We start from the raw sequence: 13,426 nt of genomic DNA, 5'->3' as shown, positions 1-13,426 counted from the left end.
ACATCCTGGCCAATTTATGCTGTCCGGCCCCGCCGCACGCGTGACGCTTTATGCCATGGCACAAAGCGTCCACGGCAAGCTGCTGCTCCGTGGAATTCCAGTGCCGAAGATGAACACATGTATCTGATTCACGTGCGCCTTCAGGGCCTCGCCGACACGACGGATCATCCCGACGTGGCCGCGATCATCACGTCGTGCGCGGAAAAAGCGGACGGCCTTGAGCACGTCACCCTCCACAAAGGCCCGACCAGGGATCTCACACTGGGCCTGTTCATGCTCGCCGACCGGCTCGCCGAGGCCGAGGACAGCGCCGGGCGGCTCGTGCGACGGGCCGTGGCCGACCATCCCGACCTGCATGGTTTCCGCGTCGTGACCGCCGAGGCCGTGCTGGTGCCCGGACCTTGGTGGGAGTCCTGAGCCGGTCCGTCGCCGCAGGTCACGGTGGACGGCTTAGGACACTGCATGTTCCGTCCAGTGGATCTCCGTTCCCACCGCACCGGCGGTCGAGCAGAGTAGAGGCATCGGCGGAAACGAGAGCGGCCGCCGAACCACAGGGAATCGACCCTGGAATCCCCTCATCATCGAAGGAGAAATTCCGTGCTGGCTACCCGTGTCTCCAGAATCGTCGCCTCCGCCCTTCTCGCCACGGCCGGAATGACGTTGACGCTGAGCGTCGCGGACCACGTGCAGCACATTCCAGGAGCCGTCGAGGCCGAGCAGGGCATGACCAAGGCAATCGATGCGCAGGACGACGTCACCTGGGGAAAGTGAGTACCCCGCGGATCCGGTGCCGAGCGCCACGCACATCGGGGGGCAGAAGAAATGGAATTCCTCGTCCTGGGTTCATTGGAGACGCGCGAAGCGGGTGAACCGATCCGCGTCCGGGGCATGCGCCAGCAGAAACTCCTGGCGTTGCTGCTCCTGAACGCCAACCGCGTGGTCCCCATGGAGCTGCTGGTGGACGAACTGTGGGAGGACCCGCCGTCATCGGCCCGCCCGCAGGTCCACAACGCGATCCGTGACCTGCGCCGCATCCTGTCCGCCGCCGAGGACGCCAGTCTGGTCACCATGGACGTCGGGTACCGGCTCATGGTTCCCGAAGAAGCCGTCGACGCCCACCGGTTCGCCAGGCGGGTCCGCGCCGCCAGGGCGGCCGAGCAGGAGGGCCGGCTCACCGAGTCCGCCCGGCTGCTGCAGGGCGCGGTGGACCTCTGGCGCGGCGACGCCTTCGCCGGCATCGCCTGTCCGGCGGTCACCTCGGCCGCGGTGAAACTCAACGAGCAGCGGCTGACCGCCCTCGAGGACCTCATGGCCCTGCGGCTGCGCAACGGCGAAACCAGCTCGCTGGTGGGCGAGTTGCACGCGCTCCTCGCCGAGTACCCGCTGCGGGACTCCTTGCGCGGCAGCCTGATGCTCGCCCTGTTCCGCAGCGGCCGGCAGGCCGACGCCCTCACGGTCTACGACGACGGCCGGAGGTTCCTGGCGGAGGAGCTCGGCCTGGAGCCGAGCCGGCACCTGCGGTCGCTGCACGCCGACATCCTCGCCGGCTCCCCGACGGCGCACGGCCCCGGTGCGGCCGGCCTCACGGCGGACCGTGCGGACCCGCAGCGCGAGGAGCGTCCCGCACGCCGCTCCCCCGCGCCCTCCGGAGGCAGGCGCGGGAACTATCTGCCCCATGACCTCACCGACTTCACCGGCCGGTCCGCCGAACTGGACTCCCTGCTGGACGCGGCCGGACAGGAGCACGGCGGTTCACCGCTGATGATCGCGGTCGACGGCATGGGCGGGGTCGGCAAGACCACCCTCGTCGTCCACTTCGCCCACCGCGTCACAGCCCGCTATCCGGACGGGCAGTACTTCATCGGCCTGCACGGTTTCAGCGCGGACCGGCCGCCACTGCCCCCCGAGCAGGCGCTCGGGGCCCTCCTCCAAACGAGCGGAGTGTCCCCCGGGGAGATCCCGGCCAGTCTGGAGGAGCGCAGCGCCTTGTGGCGGTCGCGGCTGGCGGGCGAGCGGTGCCTGGTGGTCCTGGACGACGCGGCGGACACCTCGCAGGTGGCGCCCCTGCTGCCGGGCACCGGAGGCACGCTGGTGCTGGTGACCAGCCGCCGCAAACTCACCGCCCTGGACGGCGCGTTGCCGCTGTGGCTGGACGTACTGCCGCACGAGGACGCCGCAGCGCTGTTCACCCGTATCGTCGGGGAACGGCGGGCCGCCCGTGAGCCCGAGCAGGTCGACCGGGCCGTCGAGTTGTGCGGCCATCTGCCGCTGGCCATCCGCATCGCCGCCGCCCGGCTGCGCGGCAGGCCGGCGTGGGCGGTCGCGGACCTCGTGGACCGGCTCGCGAGCACCTCCCAACGGGCCCACTGCCTGCAGAGCGCCGAACGCGACCTGATGTCCGTGCTGCGCGCCTCCTACCGGCATCTGAACCCGACACAACGGCAGTTCAGCCGGCTCATCAGCCGGCACCCGTCCCCGTCGTACGACGTCGACCAGGCCGCCGCGGTCACGGGGCTGCCGGCCGGTGACGTGGAACGTCACTTCGACGTGCTGATCGAGAACAACCTGATCCGGGAGGACCTGCCCGCCCGGTTCACCTTCCACCACCTGATCCGGGACTGCACGCTGGAGGCATAGCAGCCGTCTGCCGCACCATGGAGCCTCGGGTGCGCTCCGGAGGAGGGCCGATGACGAGCGGAACGGTGACCCGGGCCGGGCACGGGCCGCACGGCGACTGGGAGACGGTCGTCGCGCGGCCCCATCCGGCCCTGTGCCCCGGCGTCCTCAGCTACCGCGGGGTGCGGGTCGCGCTCGACCGGCCGCGGCGCCGCCTGGAGGCACCGATCGGCGTGGCCACGCTGCTGCTCGGCTTCGAGCAGCGCGTGCGCATCTCCCGGCCCGGACGGCCCCCGGCGACCCTGGTGTCCGTGGCCAACGGCCTGACCACCACGCCGGCCCTCGGCGAACACGCGGGGCGGTTCTCCGGCATCGAGATCCTGCTCGCCCCGTGGGCCGCCTTCACCCTGTTCGGCACGCCCCAGTACGAACTGGCCAACCGGTCCCTGGACCCCGACGAGTTGCCGCACCGGCTGGGCACCGGCGTGGCGGAACTGGCCGCCGCCCTCGCCGCGTTGCCAGGCTGGCCCGAGCGCTTCGCCCTGCTGGACGAGGTGCTGCTGCGCTGGTCACGGGCGGGCGTCCCCGGCTCCCCGCGGGTGGTGCGCGCCTGGTCGCTGCTGCGGCGCAGCCGGGGCGCGATCCCGGTGCCCCGGCTGGCCGAGGAGGTCGGCTGGAGCGTACGGCAGCTGGAGAACCGCTTCCGGGAGCAGATCGGCCTCGGCCCGAAGGCGGCGGCCCGGGTGCTCCGCCTGCAGCGGGCGCGGCGGCTGCTGGCGGCCGGGCACGGGCAGGCGGAGACCGCCGCGCTGTGCGGGTTCTACGACCAGGCGCACCTCAGCGGCGAGTTCAAGGCGATGACGGGCTGCACACCCGGACAGTTCCTCACGGCCCGGCGGCTGCCGGCGGCCCGCTCGGTGCCGGACCGGATGGCGGGCGAGGCGACGAGTCTGGCGCCAGGTCCCCTCGTCGGGCTCGCGCCGTTCGCCTGACGGGCGGGCGGAGTCCGGCGGCAGGATCCGGCCCGGCCGTGGTGCGCTTTTTTCCAATACCCGCGGCAACCGGTCGGGGGACGCTGATCGCCCCGCCGCTCGACTCCGGGGGAAGCAGGCCTCCGGCGGCTCGGCCACGGGGGAGCCGCGAGGCCGGCGGAGGTGCGGGGAAGCCGGCGGGCCGGGCTCGGCGCAGCGAGTCCGGCCCGCCCTCCCGTGCCGGGTGCTGTCGGGCCCGCCCGGGGCAGGTCTTTGCTGCGGGCGTGTCACAAACACCCCCTTCCTGTCACACATGTCACGCCTATGCGGGTTATCGGTCACACCAGGTCAACAGCCGCTTTCCAGCGTTCACTCTGTGTCGTTCACCGGGCACAGGCTTGGTGATCGCCAGCGCAGCGCCCGGCTCCCCCGACGGCCGCCCCCGGCCGCCGCCGCGGTGCGCGCGGGGAGGTACGACTCATGACCGACCGAAGGCTCTGGTCCTACAAGGAGATCGCGGCGCACATCCGGGTGCAGCCGGACACCGTGCGGTCCTACCGCAAGCACGGCCTGCTGCCTCCGCCGGACCATGTGGAGGGCGGCAAGCCCTACTGGTACGCCGACACCGTCCGCGCCTGGGTCGCCTCCCGACCGCGCAACCGGGGCCGAAGAGAGGACTGACCTCCCGGACTTGACCTCTCGGGCATGACCTCCCGGACTTGACCTCGCGGGCATGGCCCCCCGGACCCGGCCCCCGGAAAAATGACCTGTGCCCCACCTGCCATGTGGGGCACAGTCGCCCCATGAGCTTCTCCGTCAAACCCGTGCTGACCGGCCGGACGACCGTGCTGCGGCCCTTCACCGAGGCCGACGCCGACATCATGTGGCAGATCATCTCCGACCCCGAGGTCGTCCGCTTCACCTACGACCCGTCCACCGAGCTGACCCTGGAGCGGGTGCGGTCCTGGTACGGCTCCCGGGCCGACGCCCCCGACCGGCTCGATCTGGCCGTCACCGACCCCGCGACCGGCGAGGTCCTCGGCGAGGTGGTCCTGAACGAGTACGACGCGGACGCCCGCAGCTGCACCTTCCGCACGCTCATCGGCCCACGGGGCCGCGGCCGCGGGGTCGGCACCGAGGCGGCCCGGCTGATCGTCGGCCACGGCTTCGGGGAACTCGGTCTGCACCGTATCGAGTTGGGCGCCTATGCCGACAACCGCCGTGCCCTGCATGTCTACGAGAAGGTGGGTTTCGTGGTCGAGGGGGTACGGCGGGAGACACAGCGGCGGAACGGCGAGTGGGCGGACGAGGTGATCATGGCGATCCTCGACCGTGAGTGGGTCGCGCTCAGCTCCACGGTTCGATGACCGTGACGCCCGCCCCCGGTGCCGCACCCATGGCGGCGAGGGCCGCCGGGGCCTCGTCGAGCGTGATCGTCCGCGTCACCAGCAGGTCGGGGCGCAGCACCCCGGAGGCGACCAGCTCCAGCATCCCCGGATAGGCATGTGCGGCCATGCCGTGGCTGCCGAGGAGTTCGAGTTCCAGGGCGATGGCGCGGGCCAGCGGGACGGGGGTGGTGCCGTCCGGCGAGGGCAGCAGGCCCACCTGGACGTGCCGGCCGCGACGGCGCAGGGAGCGGACCGAGGCCGCACAGGTGGCGGGCGAGCCGAGGGCGTCCAGGGAGAGGTGGACGCCGCCGCCGGTCAGCTCCCGGACGGCCGCCGCCGTGTCCGGCACGCCGGTCGCGTCCACGCACTGGGCCGCGCCGAACTTCCGCGCCAGGTCCAGGGCCCGGGGCGACACGTCGACGGCGATCACCCGAGCGCCCGAGGCCGCCGCGATCATCACCGCCGACAGCCCGACCCCGCCGCAGCCGTGCACCGCGACCCACTCCCCCGCCGCCACCCGGCCCTGCTGCACCACCGCACGGAAGGCGGTGGCGAAGCGGCAGCCGAGGGCGGCGGCCGTGCCGTACGCCATGCCGTCCGGGATCGCCACGAGGTTCACATCTGCGTGGTCGAGCGCCACGTACTGGGCGAAGGAGCCCCAGTGGTGGAAGCCGGGCTGGGTCTGCCGCTCGCACACCTGCTGGTCGCCGGCCGCACAGGAGGGGCAGCTGCCGCACGCGCAGACGAACGGCACGGTGACCCGGTCGCCGGGCCGACTGCCGGTCACCCGGGAGCCCACCGCCTCGACGACACCGGCGAGTTCGTGCCCCGGCACATGCGGCAGCGTGATGTCCGGGTCGTGCCCCATCCAGCCGTGCCAGTCGCTGCGGCACAGACCGGTCGCCTCGACCCGCACCACGACCCCGTGCTCGGCGGGTTCCGGGTCCGGCACCTCCCGCAACCCGGCCGGCTCTCCGTACTCCTCGAACACCACGGCTCTCATGGGCCTCACCATGTCACGCCGACCGCACCACCGGGCGCCCGGATCTCACACCGGTGCCGGCTCCTTCTCCTGCGCCGGAGCGACCGTTTCGCCCTCGCTGAGACCGAACCGCTGGTGGAAGCGGCGCAGCGGGGCCGGTGCCCACCAGGTGGCACGGCCCGTGAGCCGCATGATGGCCGGGACCAGGAGGCTGCGCACGACCATCGCGTCCATCAGGACGGCGAGCGCGATACCGAGGCCCAGCATCTTGGTGTTGGTCACCCGGGAGGTGCCGATGGCGACCATCACCACCGCGAGGATGACCGCCGCCGCGGTGATCAGCCCGCCGGTGCGCTGCAGCCCGTGGCGGACCGCCTCGTTGTGGTCGCCGGTGCGGTCGTACTCCTCCTTGATGCGGGAGAGCAGGAACACGCCGTAGTCCATGGAGAGGCCGAAGGCCACGCAGAACATCAGGACGGGCAGGGTCGTCTCGATCGAGCCGGGGCTGGTGAAGCCGAGCGCGCCGGACAGATGGCCGTCCTGGAAGACCCAGACCACCGCGCCGAACATCGCCGTCAGGCTGAGCGCGTTGAGCACCACGGCCTGCAGGGGTATCAGCACGCTGCCGGTGAGCAGGAACACCAGCAGGAGGGTGACGATCGCGATGAACGCTCCCGCCCAGGGCAGGCGTTCGCCTATCGCGTGCTTGGAGTCGACCAGGACGGCGGCCGTGCCGGTCACCTTGGTGTCGAAGGGGGCCTTCAGCGAGCGCAGGTCACCGACCAGGCGCTGGGCGGCGCTGTCGACGGTCTCGCCCTCGGGCTGCACCGTGAAGTACGCCGTGTCGCCCCTGACCAGCGGGCCGTCCACCCGGACCACCTCGGGCAGGGCGGCCACCCGCTGCTTGTAGGCGGCGTACTGGGTCTCGGTGGCCCTGCCCTCGGCGAGGATCTCGAGGCCGCCGCCGGGGCTGCCCGGGAAGCCGTCCCTGATGTGCTGCTGCACCACGTGCGACTCGGCGCCCGAGGGCAGCTGGCGGTCGTCGGCGGTGCCGAACTTCACGCCCGTGAAGGGCAGTCCGAGGAGCACCAGCAGGGCGGTGGTGCCGAGAGCGAAGAGCGGCGCCCGGCGCATCACGAGTGTGGCGGTCCGCGCCCAGGCCGTGCCTTCGGTGCCGGAGGGCTTCGGCTCGCGCCCGAGGAGGCGGCGCAGGTCGAGGGAGTTGACCCGGTGGCCGAGCAGGATCAGGGCCGCCGGGAGCAGGATCAGGGCGGCCGCGGCGGCGAGCAGGACGACCGCGATGCCGGCGTAGGCGAAGGACCGCAGGAAGTACTGCGGGAAGACCATCATGGCGGCCAGGGAGACCGCGACGGTGAGGGCGGAGAACAGGACCGTGCGGCCGGCCGTGCGCAGAGTCGTGCCGACGGCGGTCAACGGGTCGGCCCCGGTGGACAGTTCCTCGCGATAGCGGCGCACGATGAACAGGGCGTAGTCGATGGCGAGGCCGAGACCCAGGGCCGTGGTGAGGTTCAGCGCGAAGACCGAGACGTCGGTGAAGGACGTCAGGCCGCGCAGCACCGCGTTCGTGCCCAGGATCGCGACGATGCCGATGCCCAGCGGCAGCAGGGCCGCGATCGCGCTGCCGAAGACCATCACCAACAGCACCAGCGTGATCGGCAGGGCGATCATCTCGGCGCGGGTGAGGTCCTCCTTGATGATCGTCTGCATCTCGTGCCGCACCGCGACGATGCCGCCGACCTTCACCTGGACCGTGCCGTGCGTGCCCCGGTAGTGGGGCGCGATGCGGTCCAGGGTCCTGCCCATCGCGTTCTCGTCGCCGGTGATGCGTGCGGCTATCAGCGCCTCGTGGCCGTCCTTGGCGCGCAGGCCGGGCGACTTGGTCCGCCAGTAGGAGCCGACGCCGGTCACGCCCTGCTCGGTGGCCAGCCGCTCGGCCAGGCCGCGGGCCTCGGCGGCGACCGCCGGGTCGTCGACGGAGGCGCGGCCGGAGTCCACCAGGAGCAGCAGATTGGGCTGGGAGTCCGGGAACTCGCGCTCCAGCGCCTTGGTCGCGTACGTCGACTCGGCGGCCGGGTCCTCCCAGCCGCCGCTGCCCAGATGGTCCGCGACCCCGCTGCCCGCCAGCACGGCGAGCGCGGTGAGCACCAGGGCCACCAACAGCGACAGGCGCGGGCGCGCGGTCACGAATCGCGTCCAGCCGCCGGGCCGGGGCGGTCCGTCCCCCGCGGGCGGCGCCTCGTTGACTTCGGTCATCGTGCGGTGTCCCCTTCACCCTGACCCATGTGCGTCCGGGCAGGCCGCATGGGTCGGTCATTGCCATAAACTGGCAAACACGAGAGATCGCTCGCGTTTCTCCAGAATGCGAGCGGCCGCTCGTGTTTGTCAATCGCCTTCGAAGGGCTGGGGATAACGCGTGTCCGAGATCTCGGAGAAGGAGCAGCCGCGCCGCCGCCAAGCGCGCGGGGAACGCCGTATCGCACAACTCCTCGCCGCCGCCGCCCAGGTCTTCTGCACCACCGGCTACACCGCGGCCAGCACCAACGCCATCGCCCGCGAGGCGGGCGTCTCACCGGGCACGCTCTACCAGTTCTTCCCGAACAAGGAAGCGATCGCGGTCGAGCTGGGCGACCGGCTCATGCACGAGATGCGGGAGACGTACGGCGAGGCACTGGCACCCGTCGACCCCGCCACTTCGCTGGAGGAGGCGATCGAAGCGGCCGTCGACCGGTTCATCGCGTTCAACACCGAGCACCCGGTCTTCTTCGCGCTGATGCACGGCCCGGACATCCCCGGCGGGATCGCCGAGGCGCACGACCAGCTGCACGCCACCCTGATCGGCCGTATCGAAGGCCTGCTCGCCTCCCTCCTGAGCGAGGCCTCCCCGGCCGACGTCACGCGCACGGCCCACGTCTGTCTCGGCATCTACAAGGCCGGCCTGGAGCTGGTCCTCGCCCACGAGGGCACCGAACAGGCGGCCTACGTCCAGGAGGTCAAGGACGTCCTGATCCGCTACCTCGACCCCCTGGTGGGCGACCGGCTCAGCCGCAAGTGACCCCACGGGGGCACCCGGACTGCGACACGGGGCGCATCTGCCTAGAGTGCGGATAGATCGCCCAGCAGGAGCCCTAGGGGACCAGGTGACCCACTCTCCACCGCCCGGCATGCCCCGGGCCCGCATTCCCGGCCCGGGGCAGCCCCCGCCGCCGTACCCGCGCATCGGCGCGGGCCTGTGGAGGCGCTGTCTGGGCGGCGGGCTCGCCCTGTGGGTACTGACCGCGCTGGCCACGTACACGACGCGGAACACCACGCTGCTGCCCGCCCTCATCCTGCTCGGCGGCTTCCTGGTCCCCGTCGTCTTCGTGCTGTGGGCGTACGAGCGGCACGGCCGGGACCTGGGCGTCAGCGCGATCCTCGGCTGCTTCCTGACCGGCGGCGCGCTCGGCCTGCTCGGCGCCTGCGTGACGGAGTCGTACCTGCTCCGCCCCTCCCTGGGGATGTTCGTCGGCGTCGGCCTGATCGAGGAGGCGGCCAAGCTCGGAGCCCTGGTGTTCGTGCTGCGCCGGCAGCCGGGCATCCGCGGAATGCGGGCCGGGCTGGTGCTCGGCGCGGCCGTCGGCTTCGGCTTCGCGGCCCTGGAAAGCTGCGGGTACGCCTTCAGCGCGGCCGTCTCCACCGACGGCATCGACCTCAGGGCGCTGCTGGAGACGGAGTTCCTGCGCGGACCGCCGGCCCCCTTCGGGCACGGGCTGTGGACGGCGGTCACAGGCGGCGTGCTGCTGTCCTGCCGCCGCCCGAACGGGCACTTCCGTCTCGCCACGCCGATCGTCGGCGCCTTTCTCGGCGTCTCGGTGCTGCACGCTCTGTGGGACGCCACGCACGGCATCGCGGTCTGGCTGGTGGCCCGGGTTGCGGGCGGCGACCTGGCCCCCGAGCTGTTCGCCCAGGGGTACATCCCGCGGCCCAGCGCCGCTCAAGAGCACCTGTTCACGCTCTTCTCGGTCGGCGGCCTGGCACTCGTCGCCCTGCTCGGCGTCGCCTGGGTGCGGTCACTGGCACACCGGGACACCTCGTTGAGAAATACCCCCTAGGGGTATAGTGTGAGGAGCGTGGGGTTCCATCGTGAACCTCACCGGCCCCACACACCTCGACGAGGAGCGACGACATGACCGCCCAGACCGACGTTTCGGACTCCGTCACCACCGTCTACAAGGTGACCGGTATGAGCTGTGGCCACTGCGAGGGTTCCGTCTCCGGCGAGATCTCCCAGCTCCCCGGCGTCAGCTCGGTCAAGGCCGTCGCGTCGACCGGCGAGGTGACCGTCGTCTCCGTGGCGCCCCTCGACGACGAGACCGTCCGCGACGCCGTGGACGAGGCCGGATTCGAGCTGGCCGGCAAGGCCTGAGCAGGACGTGAGCGACCGGGCCCGCCCCGGGTCGCGGGCCCCGAAACCCTTCCTCGACCGGGCCGTGCCGACCAGCTGATACTGGGCCCGCACGGTCCGGTCCGATGTCTGGAGTCCGGACATGACCAGCACCATCGCAGAGACAGCGGGCGCGATAGACAGCCCGTCCGAGGTCGAGCTGCTCATCGGCGGGATGACCTGCGCCTCCTGCGCAGCCCGGGTCGAGAAGAAGCTCAACCGCATGGACGGCGTGAGCGCCACCGTGAACTTCGCGACGGAGAAGGCGAAGGTCAGCTACGCCGAGGACGTCCGGGTCGCCGACCTGATCGCGACCGTGGAGAAGACCGGCTACACCGCCGAGGAGCCCCCGCCGCCGGAGCCCGGACCCGAGGTCCCGGAGACCTCCGAGCAGGACCCCGAGCCGGCCGCCCTGCGGCACCGGCTGCTCGTCTCCGCACTGCTCGCCGTCCCCGTCGTCCTGCTCGCCATGATCCCCCCGCTGCAGTTCGACAACTGGCAGTGGCTCTCGCTCGCACTCGCCGCACCGGTCGTCGTCTGGGGCGGCCTGCCGTTCCACCGGGCCGCCTGGACCAACGCCCGGCACGGCGCGGCCACCATGGACACCCTCGTGTCGGTCGGCACACTGGCCGCGTTCGGCTGGTCGCTGTGGGCGCTGTTCTTCGGCGACGCGGGCATGACCGGCATGCACGACGAGTTCCGGTTCACGGTCTCGCGCATGGACGGTGCCTCCACCATCTACCTGGAAGTCGCCGCCGGAGTCGTCGCGCTGATCCTCCTCGGCCGCTGTCTGGAGGCGCGCTCCAAGCGCCGGGCGGGCGCGGCCCTGCGGGCCCTGATGGAGCTGGGCGCCAAGGACGTGGCCGTGCTGCGCCACGACGGGGGCGAGCGCGAGGTGCGCGTGCCGGTGGCCTCGCTGACCGTGGGCGACCGTTTCGTCGTACGGCCCGGCGAGAAGATCGCCACCGACGGCACGGTCGTCGAGGGTGTCTCCGCGGTGGACGCGTCCATGCTGACCGGCGAGTCGGTGCCGGCGGACGTCGGCCCCGGCGACCGGGTCACCGGCGCCACGGTCAACGCGGGCGGCCGGCTGGTGGTCGAGGCGACCCGGGTCGGCGCGGACACCCAGCTCGCCCGGATGGCGAAGCTGGTGGAGGACGCGCAGAACGGCAAGGCCGAGGTGCAGCGGCTCGCCGACCGGATCTCCGCCGTGTTCGTCCCCGTGGTCATCCTCATCGCGCTCGGCACCTTCGGCGTCTGGCTGGGGGTCACCGGGGACGTCGTCGCCGCGTTCACGGCCGCCGTCGCCGTACTGATCATCGCCTGCCCCTGTGCGCTGGGCCTCGCCACGCCGACCGCGCTGATGGTCGGCACCGGCCGGGGCGCCCAGCTCGGCATCCTCATCAAGGGACCCGAGGTGCTGGAGTCCACGCGCCGCGTCGACACCGTCGTCCTGGACAAGACCGGCACGGTCACGACCGGCCGGATGACCCTCCAGGAGGTGTACGTCGCCGAGGGCGAGGACGAGCAGGAGGTGCTGCGGCTCGCGGGCGCCCTGGAGCACGCCTCCGAGCATCCCGTCGCCCGGGCGATCGTGGCGGGCGCCGGGCAACGGTCGAAGGCGGCGAGTGCGCGGCTCGCTCCGGCACGCGCGGTGGCGGACGACCGGTGGCAGCTGCCCGGGGTCGAGCACTTCGAGAACGTCCCCGGCCAGGGCGTGCGCGGTCGCGTGGAAGGCCGCGAGGTGGCCGTGGGGCGGCTTTTCGAGTCACTCCCGGAGGAGCTGGCCCGGGCCGGGCGGCAGGCCGAGCGCGAGGGCCGTACGGCCGTCCCGGTCGGCTGGGACGGCCGGGCCCGCGGTGTCCTCGCCGTCGCCGACGCGGTCAAGGAGACCAGTGCCGAGGCGGTGCGCGAGCTGCGTGCGCTCGGACTCACGCCGGTGCTGCTCACCGGGGACAACCGGACGGTCGCCGAGGCGGTCGCGCGGGCCGTGGGCATCGACGAGGTGATCGCCGAGGTGCTCCCCGAGGACAAGGTGGACGTCGTACGACGCCTGCAGGGCGAAGGGCGCGCCGTGGCCATGGTCGGGGACGGCGTCAACGACGCGGCCGCGCTGGCCGCCGCTGATCTGGGGCTCGCCATGGGCACCGGCACCGACGCGGCGATCGAGGCCGGCGATCTGACGCTGGTGCGCGGCGACCTCAGGGTGGCCGCGGACGCCATCCGGCTCTCCCGGCGCACCCTCGCCACCATCAAGGGCAACCTGGTGTGGGCCTTCGGCTACAACGTGGCCGCGCTGCCGCTGGCCGCCGCGGGCCTGCTGAACCCGATGATCGCGGGCGCGGCGATGGCCTTCTCCTCGGTGTTCGTCGTGACCAACAGTCTGCGACTGCGCCGCTTCCGCTGAAGTCGCCGGGGGTTACCGGGGGTTCGCTTCAGCTGAAGTAAGAGTCCCTCTAGAGTCCGGCGCGAGCCTCACATAAGCTCTTCACAAGGCTCGCGCATCATCCTTACGCTTGAGTCTCGATCGCCGTATCGGGGCTCTTGCGCACCTAAGGGACATATGCAAGAGACGCAGATCACAGTGATGCGAACGTAACCATCGAAGGGGTTCGAAGGTCTAAGTTGGCGATGTCAGACCAGCGTCTTGGGGGGCGCTGACTGGCATCTGGGGATGTCTTGGGGGACTTCCTCAGAGATGCGTTGCCGGGGCACGTACACCGGGAAGCTTTGAGCGGCCCTCCCAGCGTGCGTTGTCCCGGCAGATCGCACCGCATCACTGGAGTACGACGGGTTTTGCTCGTTGTGCTCAGACAGCGATTCAGGCGCTGTCCTCTCCGAGCGCCCGGCCGGATCCCGTGGGGGGAATCCGCACCGGGACATGGGAAGGCGCCCTGATCGTCGGCCCGTGGGGGGACCGGCGGCTCAGGGCGCCTTCTTCTTTCGCCTTTGCGACACCGATTCAGGGCCCGCCGGACGGGCAGGCCCTCGCGCTCGGTGTGTTCAGCGCTCCTCTGCGGAACCAGGT

The 13,426-nt window shown here is 71.9% G+C and carries 12 protein-coding genes; 10 read left to right on the top strand and 2 right to left on the bottom strand.

Annotation, left to right across the window (positions count from 1 at the left end):
* Nucleotides 1–174 precede the first annotated feature (174 nt).
* The 6 genes from ACIRU3_RS04570 to ACIRU3_RS04545 all read left to right on the top strand — a co-directional run bounded on the left by ACIRU3_RS04570 (nucleotide 175) and on the right by ACIRU3_RS04545 (nucleotide 4,954).
* Nucleotides 175–417: a hypothetical protein gene (locus ACIRU3_RS04570; RefSeq protein WP_404051243.1), complete on the top strand. Its 243-nt coding sequence runs from the start codon at nucleotides 175–177 to the stop codon at nucleotides 415–417.
* Nucleotides 418–597: 180 nt separating this feature from the next.
* On the top strand, nucleotides 598–771 hold the full coding sequence (locus ACIRU3_RS04565; RefSeq protein WP_404051240.1) for a hypothetical protein: 174 nt from the start codon (nucleotides 598–600) through the stop codon (nucleotides 769–771).
* A 117-nt stretch (nucleotides 772–888) separates the two neighbouring features.
* A complete protein-coding gene (locus ACIRU3_RS04560) occupies nucleotides 889–2,637 on the top strand; it encodes a BTAD domain-containing putative transcriptional regulator (protein WP_404051238.1) in 1,749 nt (582 codons plus the stop codon).
* Between the two features lie 50 nt (nucleotides 2,638–2,687).
* Nucleotides 2,688–3,608, top strand: a complete 921-nt coding sequence (locus tag ACIRU3_RS04555; RefSeq protein ID WP_404051235.1) for a helix-turn-helix domain-containing protein — start codon at nucleotides 2,688–2,690, stop codon at nucleotides 3,606–3,608.
* A gap of 459 nt (nucleotides 3,609–4,067) precedes the next feature.
* Nucleotides 4,068–4,268 (top strand): helix-turn-helix transcriptional regulator, encoded by a 201-nt coding sequence (locus ACIRU3_RS04550; RefSeq protein ID WP_399408627.1) that lies wholly within the window; start codon nucleotides 4,068–4,070, stop codon nucleotides 4,266–4,268.
* A gap of 122 nt (nucleotides 4,269–4,390) precedes the next feature.
* A complete protein-coding gene (locus ACIRU3_RS04545) occupies nucleotides 4,391–4,954 on the top strand; it encodes a GNAT family N-acetyltransferase (protein WP_404051232.1) in 564 nt (187 codons plus the stop codon).
* Here ACIRU3_RS04545 and ACIRU3_RS04540 read toward each other — a convergent pair.
* Nucleotides 4,935–5,978, bottom strand: a complete 1,044-nt coding sequence (locus tag ACIRU3_RS04540) for a zinc-dependent alcohol dehydrogenase family protein (RefSeq protein WP_404051229.1) — start codon at nucleotides 5,976–5,978, stop codon at nucleotides 4,935–4,937. The genes ACIRU3_RS04545 and ACIRU3_RS04540 overlap by 20 nt on opposite strands.
* A gap of 45 nt (nucleotides 5,979–6,023) precedes the next feature.
* Nucleotides 6,024–8,231 (bottom strand): MMPL family transporter, encoded by a 2,208-nt coding sequence (locus ACIRU3_RS04535; RefSeq protein ID WP_404051227.1) that lies wholly within the window; start codon nucleotides 8,229–8,231, stop codon nucleotides 6,024–6,026.
* A 160-nt stretch (nucleotides 8,232–8,391) separates the two neighbouring features.
* Between ACIRU3_RS04535 and ACIRU3_RS04530 the strand changes: the two genes are divergently transcribed.
* From ACIRU3_RS04530 to ACIRU3_RS04515, 4 genes are all read left to right on the top strand, one after another.
* Nucleotides 8,392–9,030 (top strand): TetR/AcrR family transcriptional regulator, encoded by a 639-nt coding sequence (locus ACIRU3_RS04530; RefSeq protein WP_404051224.1) that lies wholly within the window; start codon nucleotides 8,392–8,394, stop codon nucleotides 9,028–9,030.
* Nucleotides 9,031–9,115: 85 nt separating this feature from the next.
* Nucleotides 9,116–10,066: a PrsW family intramembrane metalloprotease gene (locus ACIRU3_RS04525; RefSeq protein ID WP_404051221.1), complete on the top strand. Its 951-nt coding sequence runs from the start codon at nucleotides 9,116–9,118 to the stop codon at nucleotides 10,064–10,066.
* Between the two features lie 74 nt (nucleotides 10,067–10,140).
* Complete coding sequence (locus ACIRU3_RS04520; RefSeq protein ID WP_404051218.1) at nucleotides 10,141–10,380, top strand: heavy-metal-associated domain-containing protein; 240 nt, start codon at nucleotides 10,141–10,143, stop codon at nucleotides 10,378–10,380.
* Between the two features lie 121 nt (nucleotides 10,381–10,501).
* Nucleotides 10,502–12,805, top strand: coding sequence for a heavy metal translocating P-type ATPase (locus ACIRU3_RS04515; protein ID WP_404051215.1), 2,304 nt, complete (start codon nucleotides 10,502–10,504; stop codon nucleotides 12,803–12,805).
* Nucleotides 12,806–13,426: the final 621 nt, after the last annotated feature.

It is taken from the genome of Streptomyces sp. NPDC101151, assembly GCF_044768335.1.
Lineage (GTDB): Bacteria > Actinomycetota > Actinomycetes > Streptomycetales > Streptomycetaceae > Streptomyces.
Note: the sequence above shows the minus strand (reverse complement) of the source record. Positions and strands in the feature narration are given on the sequence as shown.